The 23,757-nt window shown below is 64.7% G+C and carries 28 protein-coding genes; 15 read left to right on the top strand and 13 right to left on the bottom strand.

What is annotated here, in order from left to right:
* The first annotated feature begins 195 nt into the window (after positions 1–195).
* Positions 196–1,839 (top strand): malate dehydrogenase (quinone), encoded by a 1,644-nt coding sequence (gene mqo, locus H618_RS0108330; RefSeq protein WP_028694641.1) that lies wholly within the window; start codon positions 196–198, stop codon positions 1,837–1,839.
* A 99-nt stretch (positions 1,840–1,938) separates the two neighbouring features.
* On the opposite strand, the gene H618_RS0108325 is transcribed toward mqo, so the two are convergent.
* The 7 genes from H618_RS0108325 to H618_RS0108300 form a co-directional block, all read right to left on the bottom strand.
* A complete protein-coding gene (locus H618_RS0108325; protein WP_028694640.1) occupies positions 1,939–2,340 on the bottom strand; it encodes a type II toxin-antitoxin system HicB family antitoxin in 402 nt (133 codons plus the stop codon).
* A gap of 35 nt (positions 2,341–2,375) precedes the next feature.
* Positions 2,376–2,558: a type II toxin-antitoxin system HicA family toxin gene (locus H618_RS22365; RefSeq protein WP_081673732.1), complete on the bottom strand. Its 183-nt coding sequence runs from the start codon at positions 2,556–2,558 to the stop codon at positions 2,376–2,378.
* A 107-nt stretch (positions 2,559–2,665) separates the two neighbouring features.
* The gene (locus tag H618_RS0108320; RefSeq protein ID WP_028694639.1) at positions 2,666–3,211 is read right to left on the bottom strand and encodes a lipocalin family protein; all 546 of its coding nucleotides are present in this window, start codon (positions 3,209–3,211) and stop codon (positions 2,666–2,668) included.
* Positions 3,212–3,336: 125 nt separating this feature from the next.
* The gene (locus H618_RS0108315) at positions 3,337–4,626 is read right to left on the bottom strand and encodes a M18 family aminopeptidase (RefSeq protein WP_028694638.1); all 1,290 of its coding nucleotides are present in this window, start codon (positions 4,624–4,626) and stop codon (positions 3,337–3,339) included.
* A 53-nt stretch (positions 4,627–4,679) separates the two neighbouring features.
* Complete coding sequence (locus H618_RS0108310) at positions 4,680–5,564, bottom strand: LysR family transcriptional regulator (protein ID WP_028694637.1); 885 nt, start codon at positions 5,562–5,564, stop codon at positions 4,680–4,682.
* Positions 5,565–5,685: 121 nt separating this feature from the next.
* A complete protein-coding gene (gene moaA / locus H618_RS0108305) occupies positions 5,686–6,681 on the bottom strand; it encodes a GTP 3',8-cyclase MoaA (RefSeq protein ID WP_028694636.1) in 996 nt (331 codons plus the stop codon).
* A 139-nt stretch (positions 6,682–6,820) separates the two neighbouring features.
* A complete protein-coding gene (locus H618_RS0108300) occupies positions 6,821–7,282 on the bottom strand; it encodes an Lrp/AsnC family transcriptional regulator (RefSeq protein WP_028694635.1) in 462 nt (153 codons plus the stop codon).
* Positions 7,283–7,421: 139 nt separating this feature from the next.
* Between H618_RS0108300 and H618_RS0108295 the strand changes: the two genes are divergently transcribed.
* Positions 7,422–8,588: a trans-sulfuration enzyme family protein gene (locus H618_RS0108295; protein WP_028694634.1), complete on the top strand. Its 1,167-nt coding sequence runs from the start codon at positions 7,422–7,424 to the stop codon at positions 8,586–8,588.
* Positions 8,589–8,634: 46 nt separating this feature from the next.
* Here H618_RS0108295 and H618_RS0108290 read toward each other — a convergent pair whose 3' ends face one another.
* Positions 8,635–8,871 (bottom strand): HP1242/YdcH family protein, encoded by a 237-nt coding sequence (locus tag H618_RS0108290; protein ID WP_028694633.1) that lies wholly within the window; start codon positions 8,869–8,871, stop codon positions 8,635–8,637.
* A gap of 204 nt (positions 8,872–9,075) precedes the next feature.
* On the opposite strand from H618_RS0108290, the gene rnd reads away from it, so the two are divergent.
* From rnd to H618_RS0108275, 3 genes are all read left to right on the top strand, one after another.
* Positions 9,076–10,209, top strand: coding sequence for a ribonuclease D (gene rnd, locus H618_RS0108285; protein WP_028694632.1), 1,134 nt, complete (start codon positions 9,076–9,078; stop codon positions 10,207–10,209).
* Positions 10,206–10,499: a YcgL domain-containing protein gene (locus tag H618_RS0108280; protein ID WP_028694631.1), complete on the top strand. Its 294-nt coding sequence runs from the start codon at positions 10,206–10,208 to the stop codon at positions 10,497–10,499. Before rnd ends, H618_RS0108280 begins: the two co-directional genes overlap by 4 nt.
* 75 nt (positions 10,500–10,574) lie before the next feature.
* On the top strand, positions 10,575–11,507 hold the full coding sequence (locus H618_RS0108275) for a D-2-hydroxyacid dehydrogenase (RefSeq protein WP_028694630.1): 933 nt from the start codon (positions 10,575–10,577) through the stop codon (positions 11,505–11,507).
* Positions 11,508–11,549: 42 nt separating this feature from the next.
* Here H618_RS0108275 and H618_RS0108270 read toward each other — a convergent pair whose 3' ends face one another.
* Entirely contained in the window at positions 11,550–12,143 is a 594-nt protein-coding gene (locus H618_RS0108270) for a nitroreductase family protein (protein ID WP_028694629.1), read from the bottom strand.
* 213 nt (positions 12,144–12,356) lie between these two features.
* Here H618_RS0108270 and H618_RS0108265 point away from each other — a divergent pair, with 213 nt between their 5' ends.
* Positions 12,357–12,806, top strand: a complete 450-nt coding sequence (locus H618_RS0108265; RefSeq protein WP_028694628.1) for a YcgN family cysteine cluster protein — start codon at positions 12,357–12,359, stop codon at positions 12,804–12,806.
* Positions 12,807–12,846: 40 nt separating this feature from the next.
* Complete coding sequence (locus H618_RS0108260) at positions 12,847–14,058, top strand: M61 metallopeptidase family protein (protein WP_028694627.1); 1,212 nt, start codon at positions 12,847–12,849, stop codon at positions 14,056–14,058.
* A 52-nt stretch (positions 14,059–14,110) separates the two neighbouring features.
* Here the strand turns inward: H618_RS0108260 and H618_RS0108255 are convergent, their stop codons facing one another.
* A complete protein-coding gene (locus tag H618_RS0108255; RefSeq protein ID WP_028694626.1) occupies positions 14,111–14,431 on the bottom strand; it encodes a DUF2461 domain-containing protein in 321 nt (106 codons plus the stop codon).
* 99 nt (positions 14,432–14,530) lie between these two features.
* Positions 14,531–14,899: a YajD family HNH nuclease gene (locus H618_RS0108250; protein ID WP_028694625.1), complete on the bottom strand. Its 369-nt coding sequence runs from the start codon at positions 14,897–14,899 to the stop codon at positions 14,531–14,533.
* 133 nt (positions 14,900–15,032) lie between these two features.
* On the opposite strand from H618_RS0108250, the gene H618_RS0108245 reads away from it, so the two are divergent.
* On the top strand, positions 15,033–15,308 hold the full coding sequence (locus tag H618_RS0108245) for a hypothetical protein (RefSeq protein WP_028694624.1): 276 nt from the start codon (positions 15,033–15,035) through the stop codon (positions 15,306–15,308).
* Here the strand turns inward: H618_RS0108245 and H618_RS0108240 are convergent.
* Positions 15,305–17,356, bottom strand: coding sequence for a S9 family peptidase (locus H618_RS0108240; protein WP_028694623.1), 2,052 nt, complete (start codon positions 17,354–17,356; stop codon positions 15,305–15,307). The genes H618_RS0108245 and H618_RS0108240 overlap by 4 nt on opposite strands.
* Positions 17,357–17,473: 117 nt before the next feature.
* Between H618_RS0108240 and H618_RS0108235 the strand changes: the two genes are divergently transcribed.
* From H618_RS0108235 to H618_RS0108225, 3 genes are read left to right on the top strand one after another with little or no spacing between them, the layout of a single operon-like run.
* A complete protein-coding gene (locus H618_RS0108235; protein WP_028694622.1) occupies positions 17,474–17,986 on the top strand; it encodes a hypothetical protein in 513 nt (170 codons plus the stop codon).
* Positions 17,987–17,998: 12 nt separating this feature from the next.
* Entirely contained in the window at positions 17,999–18,793 is a 795-nt protein-coding gene (locus H618_RS0108230) for a class II glutamine amidotransferase (protein WP_028694621.1), read from the top strand.
* Entirely contained in the window at positions 18,784–19,305 is a 522-nt protein-coding gene (locus H618_RS0108225; protein ID WP_028694620.1) for a DUF2937 family protein, read from the top strand. The genes H618_RS0108230 and H618_RS0108225 overlap by 10 nt, the downstream gene beginning before the upstream one ends.
* Positions 19,306–19,399: 94 nt before the next feature.
* Here the strand turns inward: H618_RS0108225 and H618_RS0108220 are convergent, their stop codons facing one another.
* On the bottom strand, positions 19,400–20,338 hold the full coding sequence (locus tag H618_RS0108220) for a ZIP family metal transporter (RefSeq protein WP_028694619.1): 939 nt from the start codon (positions 20,336–20,338) through the stop codon (positions 19,400–19,402).
* 128 nt (positions 20,339–20,466) lie between these two features.
* Here H618_RS0108220 and H618_RS0108215 point away from each other — a divergent pair, with 128 nt between their 5' ends.
* From H618_RS0108215 to H618_RS0108200, 4 genes are all read left to right on the top strand, one after another.
* On the top strand, positions 20,467–20,658 hold the full coding sequence (locus tag H618_RS0108215; RefSeq protein WP_028694618.1) for a PLDc N-terminal domain-containing protein: 192 nt from the start codon (positions 20,467–20,469) through the stop codon (positions 20,656–20,658).
* 162 nt (positions 20,659–20,820) lie between these two features.
* Entirely contained in the window at positions 20,821–22,899 is a 2,079-nt protein-coding gene (locus H618_RS0108210; protein WP_028694617.1) for an LTA synthase family protein, read from the top strand.
* A gap of 112 nt (positions 22,900–23,011) precedes the next feature.
* Positions 23,012–23,248, top strand: a complete 237-nt coding sequence (locus H618_RS0108205) for a hypothetical protein (RefSeq protein ID WP_028694616.1) — start codon at positions 23,012–23,014, stop codon at positions 23,246–23,248.
* A gap of 172 nt (positions 23,249–23,420) precedes the next feature.
* Positions 23,421–23,753 (top strand): ribonuclease E inhibitor RraB, encoded by a 333-nt coding sequence (locus tag H618_RS0108200; RefSeq protein ID WP_028694615.1) that lies wholly within the window; start codon positions 23,421–23,423, stop codon positions 23,751–23,753.
* The last annotated feature ends 4 nt before the right edge of the window (positions 23,754–23,757 follow it).

Raw genomic sequence — 23,757 nt, 5'->3', positions numbered from 1 at the left:
CAATTTGTTTGTGCGAGAGTTTCGGTTACAATCGGAAAAACGTTTCAGCCTTGTAGGGTTTTTCTGACCCTTGACTGAGCGTTGCTGTTTTCCGGCAGGCGACTCCAATGATCAATAACAAGCGTGCGCTGAAGGACAGAAACAATCGAGGTCAGGCACTCGCCGTCCTTACGTGCTAACGATTGGAATTGATCAATGTTCAAGAAAGCTGGCAAGACCCTGCTGGGTCTGGCTGTTGCCGCGAGCTTCATGCACGCGCACGCCGCAGAAACCAAGAAAGTAGATGTGCTGCTGGTCGGCGGCGGGATCATGAGCTCCACCCTGGCGGTGTGGCTCAACGAACTCGAGCCGAACTGGTCGATGGAGATGGTCGAGCGCCTGGACGGCGTGGCTGAAGAGAGTTCCAACGGCTGGAATAACGCGGGCACCGGTCACTCTGCGCTGGCTGAGCTGAACTACACCCCGGAAAACCAGGATGGCAGCATCAACATCAGCAAGGCCATCGAGATCAACGAAGCGTTCCAGATCTCGCGCCAGTTCTGGTCGTGGCAGGTGCGCCAGGGTGTGCTGAACAACCCGCACTCGTTCATCAACACCACGCCGCACATGAGCTTCGTGTGGGGTGATGACAACATCAAGTTCCTCAAGAAGCGTTACGACGCGCTGCAAGCCAGCCCGCTGTTCCGCCCGATGCAGTACTCCGAAGACCACGCGCAGATCGCCAAGTGGGTTCCGCTGATGATGGAAGGCCGTGACCCGAGCCAGAAGCTCGCGGTGACCTGGACCCCGATCGGCACCGACGTCAACTTCGGCGAGATCACCCGCCAGTTCGTCAAGCACCTGCAGACCCGTGACAACTTCGACCTGAAGCTGTCCAGCGAAGTGCAGGACATCACCCGCAACGACGATGGCTCGTGGCACGTCGAGTACAAGAACCTCAAGGATGGCACCGAGTCGGCCACCGACGCCAAGTTCCTGTTCATCGGTGCTGGCGGCGGCGCGCTGAAGCTGCTGCAGAAGTCGGGCATCGAAGAGGCCAAGGAATACGCAGGCTTCCCGGTCGGCGGCTCGTTCCTGGTCACCGAGAACCCGAGCGTTGCCATGCAGCACATGGCCAAGGCCTACGGTATCGCCTCCACCGGCGCGCCACCCATGTCGGTTCCGCACCTGGACACCCGTGTTCTGGACGGCAAGCGGGTGATCCTGTTTGGCCCATTCGCCACCTTCTCGACCAAGTTCCTGAAGAACGGCTCGTACCTCGACCTGCTCAAGAGCACTACGCTGCACAACGTGTGGCCCATGACCAAGGTCGGTGTCGATCAGTACCCACTGGTTGAATACCTTGCCGGTCAGCTGATGCTGTCGGACGAAGACCGCTTCGAAGCGCTGCGCACCTACTTCCCGCATGCCAAGAAAGAAGACTGGCGTCTGTGGCAGGCCGGCCAGCGCGTGCAGATCATCAAGCGTGATGCCGAACACGGCGGCGTGCTGAAGCTGGGCACTGAAGTGGTCGCCTCCAAGGACCGCACCCTGGCGGGCCTGCTGGGTGCCTCGCCGGGTGCCTCGACCGCTGCGCCGATCATGCTCAACGTGCTCGAAACCATCTTCAAGGAGAAGGTCGCGACCCCTGAGTGGCAAGCCAAGCTGCACCAGATCGTGCCGAGCTACGGCACCAAGCTGAACGACTCGGCTGCCGCGGTGCAGAAAGAGTGGAACTATACCGCCGAAGTGCTGCAACTGGAGAAGCCGCCGGTCATCGACCAGAGCGTCGAAACCGCCCCGGCCGATGCGCCAGCCAAGCCTGCCAAGAACGATCCGGCACGCGACATGGCGCTGTAAGCCATCGAGCCGGTGCCGCTGTGAGAGCGGCATCGTCGAGATGAAAAAAACCGGGCCACTGAGTAGTGGCCCGGTTTTTTTGTGTCTGGGGTGTTGTGATCAGCGATTGAGCTTTTCCAGGGCGGCGTCTGCCAGAAATGACGAGCGACTCTTGATGTTGTGGGTATGCACGTACCTGTCGATCTGCTGGATAACCGTTCCAGGCAGCGTCACGTTGACCTTCTCTGTCTTGCCCAGATACGGGGCGATGTCTATATCCAGCATGCCCCAACCCATCCCTGCCAATTCACTGTTACTGCGATGCTCGGCGGCATCACCAGGCAGCGGAATAGGCTGACCGGAGCACGCGATTTCCTCAAGCATGATGTGCGCGACTTCAAGCGCCGCAGCGTAGGCTTGCTGGAAGTCATCACCGGCAGTGACAGCGCCAGGGATATCTGGAATCTGGATGCCCACAGCCGTGTGCTCGTCTCCCCATTCGATGCAGATAGGGTATTGCATGGTGCTTTCCTCTGAGCGTGATTCATGTTGGTTGTTCATACCAGTCCCGCCCTTTTGCGAATGCTCTGCAACGTCCCGGCCGGAAGATCCTTTTTCGGATGTGGCACCGGGACGGTGTTGGGATTGATAGGGTGCTTGAAAATATGATGGCTCCCTGTCACGCGCTTTAGCACCCATCCAGCGGCCAGCAATTCCTTTATCAATGCTCTGCTCGACACTCGTAGCCCCCTGTCAGTGGAAGACAGAAGGTAACTCTGGAGGGACTAGTATAGGGCGAAGCTGTATTTCTGAAAGTGACCAACTGCCACCCCTCGCAGTCGCCGAGTCACTTGCGCCAGATCAACTCCGAAGTGTCATAGCCCTGATCCTTCGCCACTTTCAGCAGTCGCTCACGCACTGCGGGGGTGACTTCGGGGGTGCGCGACAGCAGCCACAGGTAGTCGCGGTCGGGGTGGCCGACCACCGCAACCTTGTAGTCGGGGTCGTGGTAGAGCACCCAGTACTGGCCCTTGGTCAGGCCTGGGGCGATGCGGCTGAACCAGCTGTCGAAGCGCACCCACAGCTTGTCGGTACGGCCGGCCACCTGCGGCTCGGCGATGCCGTTGACCTCGCTGAGCTCGCCGTTCTTGTCGCGGCAACGGTTGGTGACGTCGATGCGGCCGTCTTCGCGCAGGGCGTAGTGGGCTTCGGACTGCACGCACTTGCGTTGGAAGAACATCGGCAGTCGGGCCAGTTCGTACCAGGTGCCCTGGTAGCGTTGCAGGTCGACCTGCATGGTCGCGGGCGCCGAGGCCGAGCGCTCGCTGCTGCTACTGCAGGCGGCCAGGGCGAGGGGGATACAGGCAAGCAGAAGCAGCGTGCGGGTTTTCATGAAACCTCCAGAGTAGCCGGGTCAGAGTAGCCGGGTGATGCGCCGCCACGAGGACCGGGCGGCGCCAGCGTCTGAAGGTTTGATGCCGCGCCGCGGCAAAAGTTGACTGCGCGGCAACGGCTCGATCAGGGCAGATCGTGGCTGCGGTAGAAGGCGGCCAGCACTTTGACCAGATGCGCCAGATCATGGCTGCCACACAGTTCGCGGATCGAGTGCATGGCGAAGGTCGGCAGGCCGATGTCTACCGTGCGCACGCCCAGGTGGCTGGCAGTGATCGGGCCGATGGTCGAGCCGCAGCCCATGTCGCTGCGCACCACGAAGCTCTGCACCGGCACTTCCTCGGCCATGCACAGGTGGCGGAAGAAGCCTGCGGTTTCGCTGTTGGTGGCGTAGCGCTGGTTGCTGTTGACCTTGATCACCGGCCCGGCATTGAGCTTGGGGCCGTGATTGGCGTCGTGCTTGTCAGCGTAGTTGGGGTGCACGCCGTGGGCGTTGTCGGCCGAGATCATCAGCGAGCGCTGGATGGTGCGCACGTACTCATCGCCGTTGGGCAGCAGCCGTTGCAGGGTCTGTTCGAGCATCGGGCCGTCGGCGCCGCAGGCCGAGGCCGAGCCGATCTCCTCGTGGTCGGTGCACACCAGCACGCAGGTCTCTTCGCTGTCGGCGCTGAGCAGCGCTTGCAGCCCGGCATAGCACGACAGCAGGTTGTCCAGGCGGGCGCCGGCGATGAAGTCGCCGTTCAGGCCGATCAGGGCAGCGTCCTGGGTGTCGTAGAAGCTCAGCTCGTAATCGAGCACCACGTCGGCGATCAGTTCGTGCTCGCGGGCCAGTTGCTCGGTGAGCAGGGCGCGGAAGTCGACACGCTCGTCCCCGGCCACCTGCGCCAGAATTGGCGGCAGCTCGGTCTGCGGATTGATCGCCCAGCCTTCGTTGGCGGTGCGGTTGAGGTGGATCGCCAGGTTGGGAATGATCGCGATGGGCAGCTTGAAGTCGATCAGCTGGCTTTCCACCTTGCCGTCGCGGCGCAACGTCACGCGCCCGGCCAGCGACAGGTCGCGGTCGAACCACGGTGCCAGCAAGGCGCCGCCATACACTTCGACGCCCAGTTGCAGAAAGCCGTGGCGTTGCAGTTCAGGTTGCGGCTTGACCCGCAGGCAAGGGCTGTCGGTGTGCGCGCCGACCATGCGCATGCCGCCGCGCAGCGGCGCTTGTCTGCCCAGGCTGATGGCGATCAGCGACGAGTCGTTGCGGGTGAGGTAGTAGCGCCCGCCGGGCACGGTCGACCAACTGTCACGCTCGTCGAGGCGCTGGTAGCCGGCCGCTTCCAGGCGCTGGGCCAGGCTCGCGGTGGCGTGGAATGGGGTAGGGGAGGCCTTGAGGAAATCGATCAGGCCGGCATTGAGGGCATCGCGCATAGGTCGCTCCAGACAGCAGAGGCGCGAGTTTAACGCAGTTTGTCGCGCGCTGATCAGGCGGCGAAGAGTTTCTGCGCCTGGGCGAAACACTGCTCGGCGATGGCCGAACGCGGTTCGCTGCGGCGCAGCAGCAGGCCCAGCTGGCTGCGGATGCGCGCATCTTCGAGCGGCACGATGCGCAGGTGCTCGCTGGCATCTTCAAGGCCGAAGTCCAGCGGCATCACCGCGCAGCACAGGCCACTGCTGACCGCCTGCAGCAACTGGAAGGTCGAGTCGCTCTCCAGCACCACCCGAGGCTCCAGGCCGAGGCTGCGCAGGCTCAGGTCGAGCGACTGGCGGTAATGCATGCCTTTGCTCGGCAGGCCCAGGGTGAGGCTGCTCAGGGCCTGCCATGCCAACTGCTCGGTGTCGAAGCGGTGATGCCGGGTGTCGTACAGCAGGCCCATGGTAGTGACCCCGAGTTCGAGCACGTCGAAGTAGCGGGTGTCGACCTGATCCAGGTAGCAGATGCCCAGGTCGAGCTGGTTACGGCTCAGGCCATCGATGATCTGCTCGGAACTGAGCGAGGACAGCTGAAACTGCAGGCCGGGGTGTTCGGCACGCAGCGGCACCAGCAGGCTCATGGGATTGAAGCTGGCCAATGGCACCGAGCCCAGGCGCAGATTGCCCACCACCTGACCACGGCAACTGGCGGCCTCGGCGTGCAGGCCGTCGTGCGCCGCCAGCAGCGTGCGCGCCCAGGCCAGAATACGCTCGCCGGCTTCGGTGAAGCCTTCGAAGCGCTGGCCGCGCTTGACCAGGGTCAGCTCCAGCTCGTCTTCCAGGTTGCGCAGGCGCATCGACAAGGTCGGTTGGGTGACATGGCAGAGGGCGGCAGCCTGGCCGAAGTGGCGGGTCTGGTCGAGGGCCAGAAGGAATTTGAGCTGCTTGATGTCCATGGAAAAACCTGCGCGTGCGTAGGTCTGTGACCATAACCAAGTCTGGGGGTTGCCGCCATCCTTAATAGAGCGCGTTGATCGTGTGGTGAGCGGCGTCGATGGTCTGCATGCGCAGCTGGCCTCAGCCGCCGGTCATGTTCATGAAGCGCAGAATCTGCACATCACCGCCGACCTCGAAGTGATGCCGGTAAGGCTTGAGCTGCACAGCTTCACGGATGGCGGCTTCGAGCCGTGCGCGGTCACCAGGGTGGGCACGCACGACCTGCTTGAGGTCCAGCGAATGCTCGTTGCCCAGGCACAGCAACAGACGACCCTCGACGGTCAGGCGCACGCGGTTGCAGGTGGCGCAGAAGTTGTGGCTGTGCGGTGAAATGAAGCCGACTCGCGTTTGCGCGGCTTCGGCCAGGCGCCAGTAACGCGCGGGGCCCGCTGAAGACTCAGCCGACTCGATCAGAGTGAAATGTTCGGCCAGGCGTTCGCGCACTTCATCGCTGGAACAGAAGGATTCGCCGCGCTCGTGCTCGCTGATGACCCCGAGCGGCATTTCCTCGATGAAGGTGATATCCAGCTCACGCTCGATGGCAAAACGTACAAGGTCGACCAGTTCGTCGTCGTTGCGCCCCTTGAGCACCACCGCGTTGAGCTTGGTGCGCCGAAAGCCTGCGGCGCGTGCAGCGTCGATGCCGGCGATGACCTGGGCGAGGTCGCCGGTGCGGGTCAGTTGGCGGAAGCGTTCGGGCCTCAGGCTGTCGAGGCTGATGTTGAGCCGGGTGACACCGGCGTCGAACAACGGTTGGGCCAGGCGCGGCAGTTGCGAGCCGTTGCTGGTCAGGCACAGTTCGCGCAGGCCCGGCAGGGCAGCGATGCGCTGGCACAGCTCGACGATGCCTTGGCGCACCAGCGGCTCGCCGCCGGTGAGGCGAATCTTGCGCGTGCCAAGGGCGACGAAACGTTCGGCGATCTGGTACAGCTCTTCGAGGGAAAGAATCTGTTGGCGCGGCAGGAACTGCATGTCTTCGGCCATGCAATAGACGCAGCGGAAATCGCAACGGTCGGTCACTGACATCCGCAGGTAGTCGATCTTGCGATTGAAACCGTCGATCAGAGCGTCGTTCACGTCGTTGCCTGTGTTGCCAGATAGAGTTGCCAGGAGCCCTGGGTGCAGCGCGTCCCGGCATGGGGTCACGCTATAGCGTGAATCGGGGCGCCGTCAAATCGCTTTCACCGACCGTACCATCGATCGCCTCTATCGACGTTCAACTGCGACGTACGGGGTAGGCGGTGGTGTACTTCATCTTTTCCATGGCAAAGCTCGAGGTCACGTTGGAGAAGCCTTCGGTGCAGTTGATCAGCTTCTTGTAGAAGCGGTCGTAGGCGGCGATATCGGCCACCACCACACGCAGCAGGTAGTCCCAGTCACCGGCCATGCGGTAGCACTCCATCACCTCTTCGAACGCCGTGATAGTGGCGCCGAAGCGCTCCAGCCAGGCGCTGTCGTGGCGCTGGGTCTTGAGCTGGACGAACACCGTCAGGCCCAGGCCGAGGCGTTCCGGGTCGAGCAGGGCGACCCGGCCGCGTATATAGCCGTCCTCCTCCAGGCGCTTGACCCGTTTCCAGCAGGGGGTGGTCGAGAGGTTGACGGCCTCGGCCAGGTCTTTGAGCGAAATCGAGGCATCGCGCTGCAGCAGGGTGAGGATATGCTGGTCGAAACTGTCCATGGCGTTGCGGTCGATCCTGAGGGTGAAGCCCCTAAGACTACCGGCTGGACCGGAAAAAGCATCCCTTGGCGTGTGGCTGCGTCGCTGTCGGCGATGCCTGTGCCATAGTGACGCCACTTCCCTGCCACCGGAGCCCGCCATGGCCGACAAGCCGCGCAGTTTTGCCACCCGTACGATTCACGCTGGCGAGCAGTCCCGCGTCGCCGACAATGCCATCTTCCCGCCCATCGTCACCGCCAGCTCGTTCATCAAGCGCAGCCTCGACGACGCGCCCGAATATTCCTACAGCCGGGTCGGCAACCCGACCCGGCACGCCTATGAAAGCTGCGTGGCGGCGCTGGAAGAGGGCGTCGGTGCGGTCGCCTGTGCCTCAGGCGTCAACGCCACCGCCACCGTGCTCGAGCTGCTGCCCAAGGACGCCCACGTGGTGGTCATGAACGGTGTCTACGGCGGTACGTTCCGTATTCTCGAGGACTTTCGCGGGCGCACCTCTGGGCTGACCACCACTTATGTCGACCTCAACGACCTGGGCGCCGTCGCTGCCGCCCTACGGCCCAATACCCAGCTGATCTGGATCGAATCGCCGACCAACCCGCTGCTGCACCTGGTCGATATCAAGGCGCTGTGCGAGCTGGCCAGGGCCCGGGGCATCCTCACCTGCATCGACAACACCTTCTGTTCGCCCTGGAACCAGCGGCCGATCAGCCTCGGCGTCGATCTGGTGATGCACTCGGCGAGCAAATACATCGGCGGCCACTCGGATCTGACCGGCGGCATCGTGGTCGCCGCCGATGACGCCCTGCTGGCGCGGCTGCGGCGGATCAGCATGAGCATTGGCGCAGTGCAGGGGCCGTTCGACTGCTACCTGGCACTGCGTGGGCTGAAGACCCTGGATGTACGCATGGAGCGCCAGTGCGCCAATGCCCTGCAGGTGGCGCGCTTCCTTGAGAACCATGCGCAGGTCGAGCAGGTGTTCTACCCGGGGTTGCCCAGCCATCCCCAGCACGCCCTGTGCCAACGGCAGATGCGCAGCGGCGGGGCGGTGGTGGCGATGCGCGTGAAGGGCGATCACGCCGCGCTCAACCGGCTGGTCGAGGCATTGCAGTTGTTCGTGCTGGCCGACTCGCTGGGCGGGGTCGAGAGCATGATCAACCATTCCTGGAGCATGTCGCATTGCTCGCTCAGCGCGGAGCAGAAGCACGGCATGGGCATCAGCGAGAACCTGCTGCGGCTATCGGTGGGCGTCGAGGACTACCGCGACCTGATCGACGACCTGGACACGGCACTGGCTGCGGCAGCGGGTTGAACCAGGGCTGGCCCGGCCGAGCCGGGCGCAGTCCAGTGGCGAGGGGTCAGTTCTGGGTTGGGTGGACGATGCGCTCGATCTGGTCCTTGAGCAGCAGGCGCTCTTTGCGCATGCGGTTGATGGTCTCGTCGCTGGTGCCATTGCGCTCGGCCACCAGCACTTCTTTGTCCTTGGCGTTGTACTGCTTGTGCAGGGTGTGCAGGTTGTGATCCTCGTCGATCAGCGCCTGGAAGGTGTCGGCAGTCATGTTCAGGTCGGCGAGCAAATCGTGCGGAACTGGCATCTCTTCACCTCGGTTCAAGGGTACAGGGTGGTGTGGCTGAGGATAGACGCGCTGCCGGTGGCTGGCGAACTTGCCGGGTAGGCACGCAGCCCAGGGCGGTGGGCGCGTCATCCTTACTGCCTTGTGACCGGTCAGAACCGTGCGGGTTTCACCCGCAGGGGCGACGACGTATATACTGCGCGCCACTGTTTGTAGGAGAGCCTCGTGCCCATCGAAATACTCTGGATCCGTGACGATCAGGCCTTGGCCGAACACTGCCGGCACTGGCACGAACTGCCGTTCGTGGCCGTCGACACCGAGTTCATGCGCGTCGACACCTTCTACCCCAAGGCCGGGTTGATCCAGATCGGTGACGGGCAACGCGCCTTTCTCATCGATCCGCTGACCATCGGCGACTGGGCACCGCTTGGCGAACTGCTCGAAGACCCTGCGGTGATCAAGGTGCTGCATGCCTGCAGCGAAGACCTCGAAGTGTTGCTGCGCCTGACCGGCAAGCTGCCGCAGCCGCTGTTCGACACTCAGCTGGCGGCGGGTTACCTGAACATCGGCTTCTCGATGGGTTACTCGCGCCTGGTCCACGAGGTGCTCGGCATCGAGCTGCCCAAGGGCGAGACGCGCTCCGACTGGCTGCAGCGGCCGTTGTCCGACACCCAGGTCAGCTATGCCGCCGAAGACGCCGTGCATCTGGCCGAGCTGTTCTCGGCGCTGCGCCCACGGCTGCCCTCCGACAAATTCGCCTGGGTGCTGGAAGACGGTGCCGAGCTGGTCGCGCAGATGCGCCGCGAAGTGCCGCCGGAGGGCCTGTACCGCGACGTCAAGCTGGCCTGGAAGTTGTCGCGCCAGCAGCTGGCCGTGCTGCGTGAGCTGTGCGCCTGGCGCGAGCGCGAAGCACGCAGCCGCGATGTGCCACGCAGCCGCATCCTGCGCGAGCAGTCGCTGTGGCCGATGGCCAAGAGTCAGCCGGAAAGCCTCACCGCCCTGGCCCGTATCGACGACATCCACCCGCGCACCCTGCGCCAGGATGGCGAGCAGCTGCTCAAGCTGCTCAAACAGGCCGGCAGCCTGCCGCCCGAGGCCTGGCCGCCCGCGCAACCCGAACCCCTGCCCATCGAAGCCTCCGGCATTCTCAAGCGCCTGCGCGCCATCGGCCAGGCCGAAGGCGAGCGGCTGGGCATCGCCCCGGAACTGATGCTGCGCAAGAAAACCCTCGAGGCGCTGCTCAAGAGCGGCTACCCCAACGGCCCATATCAATTGCCCGATTCGCTGCGTGGCTGGCGCCGCGAGCGAATGGGCCAGGCCCTGCTCGATGACCTGGCAGGCGCCGGAGACCCGCAATGAAACGCATCTGTTCGATCTACAAAAGCCCGCGCAAGAACGAAATGTACCTGTACGTGCTCAAGGCCGAGGGCCTCGAACGAGTACCGCAAGGCCTGCTGCCAGCCTTCGGCACGCCCGTGCACGCCTTCGACCTGGTGCTGAGCCCGGAGCGCACCCTGGCCCGTGAAGACATCGCCAAGGTGCTGGAAAACCTCGACAGCCAGGGCTATCACCTGCAGATGCCGCCTGCCGAAGAGGAATACATCGAGCACCTGCCCGAAGAACTGCTGCGCCGCAACGACCCAGTTTGAGTTCACCCTCTTCAACGCCCCGCCCCTGATGCAGGCCCGCCACCGGGCCGCATCGCCTGCCAAGGTTCACCTGCCATGCCCGTGCTGATTGCCGAAAAGGCTCACGCCACCTATGCCCGTCTGCTTGCCGACCATGCACCTGACGTGCAGGTGCTGAGCAGCGGCGACCCCGCAGAACTGCAACGGATGGCGGCCGATGCCGACATCTGGCTCGGTCAGCCCGATCTGCTGGCCAATCTGCTGCGCAGCGGCGCGCTGCCCGGCTGGATGCAGTCGACCTGGGCCGGCATCACGCCACTGCTGCGTGAAGGCGTGCCGCAAGGCTACCGGCTGACCCGTGCGGTGGGCGTGTTCGGTCAGGTGATGGCCGAGTACATGCTCACCTACATGCTCAGCCACGAGCGTGATGTGCTGTCGCGGCTGTTGAGCCAGGTGGAGCGGCGCTGGGATGAGCGCCCCGGGCGCAGCCTGGAGGGGCGGCGCGTGCTGATCGTCGGCTGTGGCGAGATCGGCCAGCAGGTGGCGCAGTTCCTGGCGCCGTTCGGAGTGGTTCTGCGCGGCGTCGCCAATCGCGCGCGGGAGCAGTCGCCGTTCCTTGAAGTGGCCGGCCTGGAAGCTCTGCCACGGCTGGTGGCAGAAACCGACTACGTGCTCAACCTGCTGCCGGACACGCCCGCCACGCAGGACATCTACGACGCAGCGCTGCTGCGCCAGTTCAACCCTGATGCGTTGCTGATCAATGCCGGGCGCGGTGCGGCGATCGTCGATGCCGACCTGGTCGAGGCGCTGCGCCAAGGGCATCTGGCCGGGGCGGTGATCGACGTCTGCCGCCAGGAGCCGCTGCCGCCCAAGCACCCGTTCTGGACCGCCTGGGGCCTGCTGCTCACCGGCCACAGCGCCGCACCGACATCACCACCGGCGCTGGTGCGACTGTTCGTCGAGAATCTGCGGGCGTATCAGAACGGCGAGCCGCTGCGCGGTGAGGTGGATTTCCAGCGCGGCTATTGACGCAGCGGCTCCGCCATCAGGCAGGCCGCCGCTCAAGGTGCGTTACAGGCTGAATTCGCCTTCAGCGGCCAGCGCGCTCAGCGGCAGGCGGCTGCTGGGCACTTCACGGGCTTGCAGTGCTTCGGCCAGGGTAGACTTGTCACCCTGCTTGCCGATGGCAACGAAGGCATGCACGGCGTAGTCGTCCGGGATGTTCAGCTCGCTGCGCGTGCGCGCCTGGTCGAAACCGGCCATGCCGTGGGTGTGCCAGCCGCTCAGGCTCGCTTGCAGCGCCAGGTGACCCCAGGCTGCGCCGGTGTCGAAGGTGTGCCACAGGGCCGGGCTTTCTTCGCTGGCGCCGGGGGCGGTGAAGGTGGTCTTGGAGAGGATCAGCACCAGGGCCGATGCGTGCTGCGCCCAACTGCGGTTGAACGGCACCAGCAGGTCGAGAAAGTGTTCCCAGTGGGCGCTGTCGCGGCGTGCATAGAGGAAGCGCCAGGGCTGCGAGTTGTAGGCCGAAGGCGCCCAGCGCGCGGCTTCGATGAAGCTGAGCAGGGTGTCTTCGCTGATCGGTTCGGCGTTGAACGCCCGCGGCGACCAGCGGTTGATGAACTGCTCGTCGATGGCATGCTCGGTGATACGAGGGTTGGCACTCATGGCGGCTCCTGTCGAAAAAGGGGGCAAAAAGGCTCTGGCAGGCGCAGATGCAACCCGCCACAGCCTGGGGTTGCGCCCGGCGCTGGGTAGGAAAGGCTGCACGCTAGCGCGTAGCCGCAGCGCTGACAAGCGGTCTGGCAAAGCGGTCGGGCAGGCTCTAGACTGGCGCCGCCGCGCCCGGCGGCCTGAAACCCATTGCTGGAAACCTGTTTGATGAACGCAGACACCGCGCCGTTCTGGCGGCGCAAGACCCTCGAACAATTGAGTGCGGTCGAGTGGGAGTCGCTGTGCGACGGCTGCGGCCTGTGCTGCCTGCAAAAGCTCGAGGATGAAGACGACGGTGGCGTGTACTACACGCGCATCGCCTGCAAGCTGCTCGACCTGCAGACCTGCCAGTGCAGCGATTACCCGGGGCGCTTCGCCGCCGTGCCAGACTGCATCCAGCTCACGCCGGGCAAGGCCGACCAGTTCAAGTGGTTGCCGACCACCTGCGGCTACCGTCTGGTCAGCGAAGGCCAGGACCTTCCAGCCTGGCATCCGCTGGTCTGCGGCGACCGCAGCCAGGTCCACGCCCAGCGCATTTCCCAGGCCGGGCGCATGCTCAGCGAGTCGCAGGTCAACGAAGACGATTGGGAAGACTACCTGATCTTCCGCGCCGGCTGACGGCCGTCCTGTATCCCCAGCCCCGACAAGGAGTCCCCGCATGCGTTGCCGGTTGTTGTTGCTGTTGAGCCTGTTGCTCAGCAGCCCTGCCTTCGCCAAGAAAGTCGACCTCGATTATTCCGTGCGTCTGTTGCCGCAAAGCGGCCAGGCCGAGGTGCAGCTGTCGCTGGCCGATGGCCGCATGGTGCGCAGCCTGGACTTCGCGCTGGGCAGCGGCGAGGTCTATAGCGACTTTCACGCCGATGGCCAGTGGCAGCGCCAAGGCACACGTGGGGTCTGGCAGCCGGGCCCCGGCAAGAGCCAGCTCAGCTACCGCGTGCGGCTGGATCAACCACTGCCCAACGGCGTGTTCAGCAGCCGCATCACCCCGCACTGGGCGGTGTTTCGCGGTGAGCAACTGGTGCCTGCGGCGCGCCTCGATCAGCAGGACGGCACCGAGCTGGTCGCGCGTCTGAGTTTCACGCTTCCCGAGGGCTGGAAAAGCGTCGAGACCGCCTGGCCGCGGATCGGCAAGCACAAGTTCCGCATCGACAACGTGTCACGGCTGTTCGACCGCCCCACCGGCTGGATGCTGGCCGGTAACCTGGGCAGCCGCCGTGCCCGCCTGGGTGACACCGAGGTCACTGTCGCTGCACCGCAAGGCCAGGGCATGCGGCGTATGGACACGCTGACCTTGCTCACCGTGGTCTGGCCGCAGGCCCAGGCGATCTTTCCGCGCACCCCGGGCAAGCTATTGGTGGTCGGCGCTCGGGATGGCATGTGGCGCGGCGCGTCGGCGGGGTATCAGTCGATCTTCCTGCACAGCGGCCGCGCATTGATCGACGACAACGGCGCCAGTCCGCTGCTGCGCGATGTGGTGCAGGTGTTCACCCAAGTCCGTGACCGCGAGCGCAGTGACTGGCTGAGCGAAAGCATCAACCAGCATTACGCGTTCGAACTGCTGCGCCGGGCCGGCGGCGTCAGCGAGGATCGCTACCAGGCGCTGCAAGTGCGCTTGCAGAAACAGGCCGCCGCGGTGACCAGCGTGCGCGGCGAGCAAGCCTCTGCGGCCCAGGTTGCGCGCGGGGTGTTGCTGTTGCAGGCACTGGACAGCGAAATCCGCATTCACACCCACGCCAAGCGTTCGCTGGATGATGTGGTGCGCGCGCTGATGCGCTTGCCCAGCGTGAGTACCGAGGAGTTCGTGCAGATCAGCGAGAGTGTGCTGGGACGTCGCTCGGAAGTGTTGCAGAGCAAGGTGCTGCGCCCCTAGGCCGGCGAGCGCGGAGCAGCGAGCGTGGGCCGCCGAGCGGCGGCCCGAGCGATTACAGCGGATCTTTACCGGTAACGGTCACGCCGCGGGTGGCGGCGTCGGCGCTGGCCTTGAGCTTGGTCAGCTCGGCGGCATCGTGTTCGATGCCCTCGCGCAGGCGCAGGTACTCCGAGCGATGCTCCTGAAACCAGGTCTTGGCGGCGCACTGCCCGCGCACGCCACGCGCTACCGCAAAGCCGCCCATGGCGATCTGCACCAGGCCGAGAAAGCCGCCCTTGCGCAGGCCCTTGGTAATCATCAGGGCGCCGCCGGCAACCGAGCCGATACGCTCGATGCCCTGGACGTTGTGCTCGTTGGAAAGAATGTCGCGCATGGCTGATCTCCTGAAAGGGTAGGTACAGGAGCTGACCGCAGCCTGCGGCCAGGCGTTCAGCCGGGTTGCCGGCTGGCGCTCGGGCCATTGCCGGCAGTGTCACTTTTTCAGCAGATCGCCGAGCGCCGCGAATGGGTTGTGGGTGGCCTTGGCAGTCTTCGGCGAGCTCAGCGAGCCATCGCTGAAATATTGCTGGTCGGTGTAACGGGAGTGTTCGTTGTCGTGGCAGTACAGGCACAGCAACTCCCAGTTCGAGCCGTCCTGGGGATTGTTGTCGTGGTTGTGGTCGCGGTGATGTACGGTCAGCTCCGACAGGCGCTTGCCGGCGAACTCGCGGGCGCAGCGACCGCAGACGTGCGGGTACATCTTCAGGGCCTTGTCGCGGTAGCCCATTTCCTTGTCGCGCTTGGCGTCGGCAAGGATGCGGTCGAGGCGCGCGGTGGCGGCGGAAGTAGAGGCCGAGCTCATGGTGTTACCTTTTTCTGTTGTGTGCAGGCGGATGACGGTTGAAGCAAGTCTAGCCTGCCTCCTGGCGCTGCGGACAGGCGCGATGTGTAACCAGCAGGTAGCCTGTAGACAGTGTGCAGAAATGGAGCCCCCCATGCGCGTCCTACTCATCGCCGCAGTACTGATTGGCTGGCCTCTGGCCGAGGCCGCCGGACCCCAGCCGCAAGTGCTCAACCCGGCACCCGGCGCGCCCGGCACCGCCACGCCATCGCCCTATCCGCAGATCACCCCGAGCAGCCCACCGCGCCAAGGCGCTGGCAAACCCGGTGGGCCGGCTTTGCCGCCCATGCCGCTGCCCGGCCCGCGCAAGGATCAGCCGCTGCCGCAGCCGGCGCAGACGCCGCCGGTCAGGCTTCCGAGCCAGGATTAAGCGACCTGTAGCGTCTCCAGCACGAACGCATACTCCAGTGCCACGTCACGCAGCCCTTGGTAGCGCCCGCTCATGCCGCCGTGTCCGGCGTCCATCTCGGTTTTCAGCAGCAGCAGGTTGTCGTCGGTCTTGAGCGTGCGCAGGCGCGCAACCCACTTGGCCGCCTCCCAGTACTGCACCCGGCTGTCGTTGTAGCCGGCCACCACCAGCATGGCCGGGTAGGCCTGGGCCTTGACGTTTTCGTACGGCGCATAGGCCTTGATGCGCGCATGCACCTCAGGCTCCTGCGGATTGCCCCACTCGTCATACTCGGTGACGGTCAGCGGCAGGTCCGGGTCGAGCATGGTATTGAGCACGTCGACGAACGGCACTTCGGCGATGGCGCAGCGGAACAGCTCAGGGCGCTGGTTGAGCACCGCGCCGATCAACAGCCCGCCAGCGCTGCCGCCGCTGATCGCCAGGCGTTCGGCCGTGGTGACCCCGCTTTCGATCAGGTGCTCGGCGCAGGCGATGAAGTCATCGAAGGTGTTCTGCTTGTGCGCCTGCTTGCCGGCGCGGTACCAGGCTTCGCCCAGCTCGCCGCCGCCACGTACATGGGCGATGGCGAAGGCCACGCCACGTTCGAGCAGACTCAGCCGCGCGTGGGAGAACCACGGGTCGAGGCTCTCGCCATAGGCACCGTAGCCATACAGGTACAGCGGCACCGTGCGCTGCAGGTCACTGCGCCGGCGCACCAGGCTGATCGGCACCTGGGTGCCATCGGCGGCGGTCGCCCACAGGCGCTCGCTGACGTAGGCATCGGCATCGAAGTCGCCCAGCACCGGGGTTTGCTTGAGCACCGTCTGCGCGCCATCGACCAGGTTCAGCTGGCGCACCTGGGCGGGACGATTGAGCGCTTCATAACGCAGGCGAATGCGCGCGCTGACGAACTCCAGGCTGTCCTGCACGTACAGGCTGTAGGCGGCATCGGGCAACTCGACGCGGTACGCCTCCAGGCCCTGCGGGTGCACTTCGATGATCGGCAGGCCGCCTTCGCGCAGGCTCAGCGTATAGGCGCCGGCGTTGAGGTTGAGGCCTTCGAGCATGACCTGCTCGCGATGCGCTACCAGCACCTGCCATTGCGCTTGGCTGGGCACGTGCTCGGCGGGCGCCTGGAACAGCGCGAAGTTGATGCCGTGGCAGTTGCTGCGGATGAACCAGCGCCACTGGCCATCGAGCTGGCCGTGGTCGGGGAAATACTCATGGCCCTCTTCGCGCGGGGCCAGGCAGGTGAACTCGGCGTGTGGCGTGCCGGCGTCGAGCACCCAGGCTTCGCTGGTGGTCTTGCTATTGAGCAGCAGCACCAGCTGGCGTTCGGAGCTGCTGCGGTAGCAGTGCAGGAAGAAGCGTCCGTCGGGCTCTTCGAACACCACGTGCGCAGCGTCTTCACCGAGGGTGTGACGGCGCAGGCACCAGGGCCGGTGGGTGTCGTCCAGCTCGCTGAAGAACAATGTCTGGCTGTCGTTGGCCCAGGTCATGCTGCCGTCGCAGTCGTCGAAGGGCAGGGCAGTGACGGCGCCGCTGCTCAGTTCCTTGACGAACAGCGTGTAGACCTCATCGCCACTGGTATCGAGGCTGTAGGCCAGGCGCTGGTGGTCGGGGCTGACACTGAAGGCGCCGAGCGAAAGAAAACCCCCTGCGGCCAGCGCGTTGGGGTCGAGTAGCAGCTCTTCGCCCTGCTCGTCGACCTGGTTGGAGTCGTCGGCGGGCCTTGGGCAGCGGTAGTGCCTCGGGTATTCGTCTCCGGCGGTGGTGCGTGTGTAGTACAGGTACGGACCCCACGGCGAGGGCAGCGACAGGTCGGTTTCCAGGATGCGCCCCTTGATTTCCTCGAACAGCGCCTCGCGCGCCTGGCCCTGGTGCGCCAGGCAGGCTTGCTGGTAGGTGTTCTCGGCCTCGAGGTAGGCCAGTACCTCTGCGTCGTCGCGCTGTTGCAGCCAGGCATAGGGATCGCCCGAGCTGAGCGTGCGGGCGATGGGCGGCTGGGCGGTGCGATCGGTGGCGGGCATCGGATTCTCTTGGCTGGGGCGATGTCGGGATAACCCGGGCATGGCCGGCATGGGGGGCGCCTGCGCCCGGAAAAGTCGTTATCATAGGCAACTCTTTCCCTGGCGTGCACCCACACCATGACCGAACACGACTACACCCTCGCGTGGGGCCTGTATGCCTTTGCCGCACTGGGCTGCCTGCTGGTCTGCTTCAAGCTCACCGGCTGGATGTGGCGCTGGCTGCGCGAACCCCTGCGCGTCGTGCTGGCGGTTCTGCTGCTCAGCCCGACCATCGTCGACCCGGCCAAGGACAGCTTCGCTCCGGCCATCGCCATCAGCACCCTCGACCTCGCCTTCAAAGTCGGTAACAACGCCTGGCGCGCGGCGTCCGATCTGGCGATGTATGGCCTGATCGCTTTCATCCTGTACTTCATCTTCGTGCTGATTCGCTGGCCGCTGGAGCGCCGCGCCCGCGAGCGCCGTGCCCTGGCCGAGGCCGTCGCGCAGCGCCGCGCTGCCGAAGACCAGCAGCTGGAGCACCCGTCGCTTGCCGCCGAGCGCACCGATCGCTACCGCGACGACCACGCCCGTGTCGAGCCGTCCGCGCCGCGCCCGAACAGCGCTGGCGGCCGTTTCGAACCGCGCCTGTAGCAGGAGAGGGTCATGTGTGAACTACTCGGCATGAGCGCCAACGTGCCCACCGACATCGTCTTCAGCTTCACCGGGCTGATGCAGCGCGGCGGGCGCACCGGGCCGCACCGTGATGGCTGGGGCATCGGCTTTTACGAAGGCCGTGGCCTGCGGCTGTTCCAGGACCCGTCGGCGAGCAGCGAGTCGGAAGTCGCCAATCTGGTGCAGCGTTACCCGATCAAGAGCGAGGTGGTGATCGGCCACATCCGCCAGGCCAACGTCGGCACTGTCTGCCTGTCCAACACCCATCCGTTCGTTCGCGAGCTGTGGGGGCGCAACTGGTGCTTTGCGCACAATGGTCAGTTGCGCGAGTTCAGCGGCGAAAAGACTTTCTACCGCCCGGTCGGCGATACCGACAGCGAGGCGGCGTTCTGCGACCTGCTCAACCGCGTACGTGCGGCGTTCCCCGAGCCGGTAGCGGTCGAGCAACTGCTGCCGGTGCTGGTCGAGGCCTGCGCCGGCTATCGCAGCCAGGGCGTGTTCAATTGCCTGCTGAGCAACGGCGACTGGCTGTTTTGTTTCTGCTCGACCAAGCTGGTGCACATCACCCGGCGCGCGCCGTTTGGCGCGGCGCGGCTCAAGGATGTCGACCTGATCGTCGACTTTCTCACTGAAACTACCCCCAACGATGTGGTCACGGTGATCGCCACCGAACCGCTGACCGAAAACGAAACCTGGAACCGTTACGTGCCCGGTGACTGGGCGCTGTGGCGCCATGGTGAGTGCACCGCCCATGGCCACAGCGAGGAGGCCCCTGCATGTTCATGAGCTACCTGCGTCTGTTGCTGTTCACGGGCGGCTTGCTGGCCGGCATTCAGGTGCCTGGGCTGATCAACAGCTACAGCCAACGGGTCGAGGCCCACGTGCTGGAGTCGCGCGAAGCGCTGAACGGCTTCAAGGAAACCGCCGAACGCTTCTTCAACGGTGACCTGCAGGCTCTGGTGCGGCATTACCGCAGCAGCGACGACCCGGTGTTCAACAGCGATGCCAACAGCATCGACAGCCTGCTGATTCGCAATCAAGCGCTGGAAAACGAGTGGCAGACCTTGCAGGGCAACTGGTGGGTGCGCACTTGGCACGTGCTGGTGCAGCCCGACCCTGACCTGCGCGAAGAAACCCTCAAGGGCTACAGCTACCAGATCCTGCTGGTGCCCGAGGCCATCGCCTGGGGCGTGGGCGCCGGGCTGCTGCTGTCGCTGGCGGTGGAAAGCCTGTTGCGCCTGATCGGTTGGCTGGCCCTCGGCGCACGCCGCCGGCCGGTCAAGGAGAGCTGGCGCTAAGACCGGGCCTATCGGTCGTCGCGGATCGTCCGCCGCTGCGGTGTACCCGCCATGGCGCGCGAAGCGCGCCTGACTGACCCAAGCCCTGGGCAGTTCAGCCCAGCGCCGTATCGAGAAACATCATCACCGCGAAACCGCCCATCAGGCCAAGGGTGGCCGAGGTCTGGTGGCCGTTGCGGTGGGTTTCGGGAATCACCTCGTGGGACACCACGAAGATCATCGCCCCGGCGGCAAGGCCCATGCTGATCGGATAGGCGAGGGCGAAGCCGGTGGAGATGCCCAGGCCGATCACCGCGCCCAGGGGTTCCATCAACCCCGAACCAATCGCTACCAGCGCCGCCTTCAGGCTGGACAACCCGGTCGCGCGCAGCGCCAGGGCGACCGCCAGGCCTTCGGGAATGTCTTGAATGGCAATCGCGCTGGTCAGCGGCAGGCCGATGTTCATGTCGCCATTGGCGAAGCTCACGCCGATGGCCATGCCTTCGGGCAGGTTGTGCAAGGTGATCGCCAGCACGAACAGCCAGACCCGATTGACCCGCGCCGCTTCCGGGCCGCAGGGGCCGGTGGTTTCGTGTTCGTGCGGGGTGAAACGGTCGAGCCCGAGCATCAACAGCACGCCAAGGGCCATGCCCAGCACCACCGTGCCGGCTGCAGCCGAGCCGTTGCCGGTGATTTCCCGGGCAGCCTCCAGCCCTGGAAGAATCAGCGAAAAGGAGCTGGCCGCGAGCATCATGCCGGCAGCGAAGCCGAGCATGACATCCTGATTGCGCGTGCTGACATCGCGCAGAATCACCGCCAGCACCGCCCCCAGCGCGGTGGCGCCGAACCCGGCCAGGCCGCCGAGTACAGCGAAATGCAGGTTGTCGGCGTGATCGCCATTGACCGCGTTGTAGATGCTCGCCAGCAGCAACACGATGATCGCCAGCAGGCTGATGCCCAGCCCGGCGCTCAGCCACGGATTGCTCTGCGCCTGCTGGCGCCAGGCGCCCAGCAGGGAGGGCAGGGCGGAAGTGGAAGAATCGGCTGGGGGCATCGCGAACCTCGGAATCAGAACAATGAGCGAGTCTAGCGATTGACCTGAACCTCACGCCAAGGATTCCGTTCTATAGCGTCGATAGCCCGCTATGCTGAGCGGTGCAGCTATTCATAAGGAGCAAGGGTATGGGTTCGACATTCAACGGCCTGGTGGGGCTGATCATTCTGGCCCTGGACATCTGGGCTATCATCAGCGTGGCAAGAAGCAGTTCTTCGACTGGAGCGAAGATTCTCTGGATCGTGTTGATCCTGCTGCTGCCGGTGGTGGGGCTGATCATCTGGGCCATTGCCGGTCCGCGGGGCAATCCGCGCGTCTAGCCAACGCAGGACGCAGCGGGCGGCGTGACATAATTTTCACACTGGATTCCTGAAAATCCGCGCCGCACAATGCTGCGTCCGTCCGCTGCCAGCTCCTCGTTGCGGGCGCTGTGGGCGACCCAGCCTTTTCCGCAAACCTGCATTCTTAGGACTTCTCCATTCATGGCTCATCCGAATGCCTTGAAGCAACGGGGCGTGCGCGCTCCCTTCACGCCCACCGTTTCCCGCCATCTGGCCTACACCCTGCTCAGCGCCCTGGCGATCATGCTCATGCTCAGCCTGGTGCGCCTGGCGTTGTTGCTCTACAACAGCGACATGGTCGGCGACACTCCTACCGCCACGGTGGCCGAGGGGTTCCTCAATGGGCTGCGCTTCGACCTGCGGGTGGTGGTGTACCTGAGCGTGCCGCTGCTGCTGGCCACCCTCAGCACCTGGGCCATGGCCCGGCGCGGCTTCTTCCGCCTGTGGCTGACGCTGACCTCGAGCGTGGTGCTGCTGCTCGGGCTGATGGAGCTGGACTTCTACCGCGAGTTCCACCAGCGCCTCAACGGCCTCGTGTTCCAGTACGTCAAGGAAGATCCAAAGACCGTACTGAGCATGCTCTGGTACGGCTTCCCGGTGGTGCGCTACCTGCTCGCCTGGTTGTTCGGCACCTGGTTGCTGAGCCTGGTGTTCAAAGGCATCGACCGCATCACCCGTGGCAGCGATAGCCCCGACGCTACCCTCGGCGCAGTCCGTGTCACCCCCTGGTACAACCGCCTGGCGGTGTTCATGGTGATTCTGCTGGTTGCCGTGGTGGCCGCCCGTGGCACCCTTCGCCAGGGCCCACCGATGCGCTGGGGCGATGCGTTCACCACCGACTCCAACTTCGTCAACCAGCTGGGCCTGAACGGCACCCTGACCCTGATCGATGCCGCCAAGAGCCGTTTCGGTGAAGACCGCGCCAACATCTGGAAGGCTACCCTCGATCCGCAGGTGGCGCTCGAGAGCGTGCGCAAGCAACTGCTGACCGAGCACGACACGCTGGTCGATGCCGACCAGGCGGCGATCCGCCGTGATTTTGTCCCGCCCGCAGACAAGACCCTGCCGATCAAGAACGTCGTAGTGATTCTGATGGAAAGCTTCGCCGGCCATTCGGTCGGCGCCCTCGGCGGCCCCAATGACATCACCCCGAACTTCGACAGACTGGCCAAGCAGGGCCTGCTGTTCGACCGCTTCTTCTCCAACGGCACCCATACCCACCAGGGCATGTTCGCCACCATGGCCTGCTTCCCCAACCTGCCAGGTTTCGAATACCTGATGCAGACCCCTGAGGGTGGCCACAAGCTGTCCGGGCTGCCGGCGTTGCTCAGCGCCCGCGACTACGACGATGTCTACGTCTACAACGGTGATTTCGCCTGGGACAACCAGTCCGGCTTCTTCGGCAACCAGGGCATGACCACCTTCATCGGCCGCAACGACTTCGTCAATCCGGTGTTCTCCGACCCGACCTGGGGCGTCTCCGACCAGGACATGTTCGACCGCGGCGCGCAGGAGTTGGCCAACAACTACGGCAAGAAACCCTTCTATGCCCTGTTGCAGACCCTGTCCAACCACACCCCCTACGCCTTGCCCAAAGACCTGCCGGTGGCACCGGTCACCGGTCAGGGCCGGCTCGATGAACACCTCACCGCCATGCGCTATTCGGACTGGGCGTTGGGCCAGTTCTTCGAGAAGGCGCGCAAGGAGCCGTACTACAACGAAACCTTGTTCGTCATCGTTGGCGACCACGGTTTTGGCAACCATCAGCAGGTCACCGAGCTCGACCTCGGCCGCTTCAACATTCCGCTGTTGCTGATCGCTCCGGGCATTCAGGACAAGTTCGGCGCGGTCAGCCATACCGTGGGCACCCAGGTCGACATCGTGCCGACCATCATGGGCCGTCTCGGTGGGCCAACCCGCCACCAGTGCTGGGGGCGTGACTTGCTCAGCCTGCCGGCAGGCGATCCTGGGGTGGGCATGATCAAGCCCTCCGGCAGCGAGCAGATCGTCGGCCTGGTCACCGGTGACCGCGTGTTGATCGAGTCCAAGGACATGTCACCGCGGCTGTACCGTTACCAGCTGGGCCGCGAGTTCAAGGCCGAACTCATCGAAAGTCCTGACCAGCCGCAGTTGCTCAACACCCTCGAAGCGTTCATCCAGACGGCGACCAAGAGCCTGCTGGACAACACCGCAGGGGTCGTCCACGGCACGCCGCAGTGAGCGCCGCTGCCGGGGCTCACGTCCCGGCAGCCGGACTGAACAAAACCTTGGCGAGCAGGGTCAGCTACATCAGGCAGTACTCGCTGTTCCTTGACCATCAGAGGGCTCGTTAATGAAAGAGTGGGACGTCATCTTTGCCGACCAGAAGGGCGAACTGACCACGTTGCACCTCAGCGCCGAACAGCGCCCGAGTGAGGAAGAAGCTGCACGTGCGATTCGTTCGGTGTTGTTCCCGGTCATGGATGAGCTGGACCTCAATGATTTTCAGGACCGCGCCGTGTCGCCCACCGCGCGCTGGCTCAAGGAAAACAGCGGCGTGACCATCAGCGAGATCGTCGAGCGTCCTTGAGCCTGGCCCTGGCGCGCCGTCGCAGGTCGCGCTAGGCTTGCCCCTGGGGTCAGCGCCGATATGCGCGCTGACCCTTTCGTTTTTCCCATCTCCCCCAGCTGCTCCAAGGCGTTACGCCGGCCAACGTGTACTGTACGAAAAGTCTATCCATCGCAATGCAGGAGGACGTTTCATGACCAGCCACAACGACGACATCAGCAGCACCGTACTCCGCCAGATGAAGGAAGGCGGGTTCGATTTCACGCGTTTTCATCCCATCGAGTTCTATGCCGTGTTTCCCAGCGAGGAAGATGCCTGGCGCGCTGCGCAGGCGTTTCGCGGTGAATCGACCCTGGCCCAGGTGCACGAGTCGCGGGAGGGTGACTGGCATCTGGAACTGAGCAAAGTCATGTACGCCACCCAGCGCGGCATCGGCGCGTTCGAGCAGGCGCTCGAACGGGTGGTATCGCCCTTGGGCGGTGAGGTCAACGGTTGGGGTGTCAAGCAGGAGCGTATCGTCGCCTGACCCT

It is taken from the genome of Pseudomonas cremoricolorata DSM 17059 = NBRC 16634, assembly GCF_000425745.1.
Classification (GTDB): domain Bacteria; phylum Pseudomonadota; class Gammaproteobacteria; order Pseudomonadales; family Pseudomonadaceae; genus Aquipseudomonas; species Aquipseudomonas cremoricolorata.
Note: the sequence above shows the minus strand (reverse complement) of the source record. Positions and strands in the feature narration are given on the sequence as shown.